Here is a 1,450-nt window from a genome sequence, read left to right on the forward strand (position 1 = left end):
GAACTGCGCGAAGCGGTCCAGGACGATCTTCTCGCCGAGGTTGGCGTTGGCCTCGTCGACGTACGCCTGGACGGTCTTGCCGGCCTCGATCTCGGAGGCGAGCAGGGCCTCCAGGTCGGCCGGGGCGGTCTTGGCGACGTGCTCGGCGATGGTCTTGGCCACGGCCTGGAACTTCTCGCCCTTGGCGACGAAGTCCGTCTCGCACTTCAGCTCGACCAGGACACCGGAGGCGTTGTCGTCGGCGATGATCGCGACCACGGCGCCGTTCTCGGCGGAGCGGCCCTCGCGCTTGGCGACGCCCTTCTGGCCCTTGATCCGGAGCGCCTCGACGGCCTTCTCGACGTTGCCGTCGGCCTCGTCCAGGGCCTTCTTGCAGTCCATCATGCCGGCGCCGGTGAGCTCGCGGAGCTTCTTGACGTCAGCGGCGGTGTAGTTCGCCATGAGTCTTGAGTCTTTCTCGAAGTCTGGAAGATCGGAGATCCGCACGGGCCCGCGACCGGCGTGCGGCCGGATCGCGGGCGTCATGTCGGCCTGCGGGTGACGGGTGGGGGCGGGGTTGAGGCCGCCCCCACCGTCAACGCCGGTGTCAGGCCTCGTCGCCCTCGGCCTTGACCTCGGCGGCGGCGTTCTCGACGGCCTCGGAGATCGGGGCGTCGGGGGCGGGGGACTCGGCGGCGACCTCGACGGCCTGCGCGGCCTCGTCGGCCTTCTTCTCGCCCTCGAGCAGGTCGCGCTCCCACTCGGCCAGCGGCTCGCCCGCGGCCTTCTCGCCCTTGTCGCCGGTGGCGACGCCGGAACGGGCGATGAGGCCCTCGGCGACGGCGTCGGCGATCACGCGGGTGAGCAGGGTGACGGAGCGGATCGCGTCGTCGTTGCCCGGGATCTTGTAGTCGACCTCGTCGGGGTCGCAGTTCGTGTCGAGGATGGCGACGACCGGGATGTTCAGCTTCCGGGCCTCGCCGACCGCGATGTGCTCCTTCTTGGTGTCCACGATCCAGACGGCGCTGGGAACCTTGGACATCTCACGGATACCACCGAGGGTCTTCTCCAGCTTGGCCTTCTCGCGCGAGAGCACGAGAAGCTCCTTCTTGGTGAGACCGGACGCGGCGACGTCCTCGAAGTCGATCTGCTCGAGCTCCTTCAGGCGCTGAAGGCGCTTGTAGACGGTCGAGAAGTTGGTGAGCATGCCGCCCAGCCAGCGCTGGTTGACGTAGGGCATGCCGACGCGGGTGGCCTGCTCGGCGATGGCCTCCTGCGCCTGCTTCTTCGTGCCGACGAACATGACCGTGCCGCCGTGGGCGACGGTCTCCTTGACGAACTCGTAGGCGCGGTCGATGTACGACAGCGACTGGAGCAGGTCGATGATGTAGATGCCGTTGCGCTCGGTGAAGATGAAGCGCTTCATCTTCGGGTTCCAGCGACGGGTCTGGTGACCGAAGTGGACGCCGCT

General features: G+C 68.1%; 2 protein-coding genes. Both read right to left on the reverse strand.

Features of this window, described 5'->3' with window-relative positions; genetic code table 11:
• The coding region (gene tsf / locus G6W55_RS37615; RefSeq protein WP_175525056.1) for a translation elongation factor Ts at positions 1-441 on the reverse strand (441 nt) is incomplete at its 3' end.
• A gap of 145 nt (positions 442-586) precedes the next feature.
• Positions 587-1,450 (reverse strand): 30S ribosomal protein S2 (gene rpsB, locus G6W55_RS37620; protein ID WP_175525057.1); only part of this gene is annotated, 864 nt, incomplete at its 5' end.

The sequence above is a fragment of the Streptomyces sp. CAI-85 genome, from assembly GCF_013363615.1.
Classification (GTDB): Bacteria; Actinomycetota; Actinomycetes; order Streptomycetales; family Streptomycetaceae; genus Streptomyces; species Streptomyces antibioticus_B.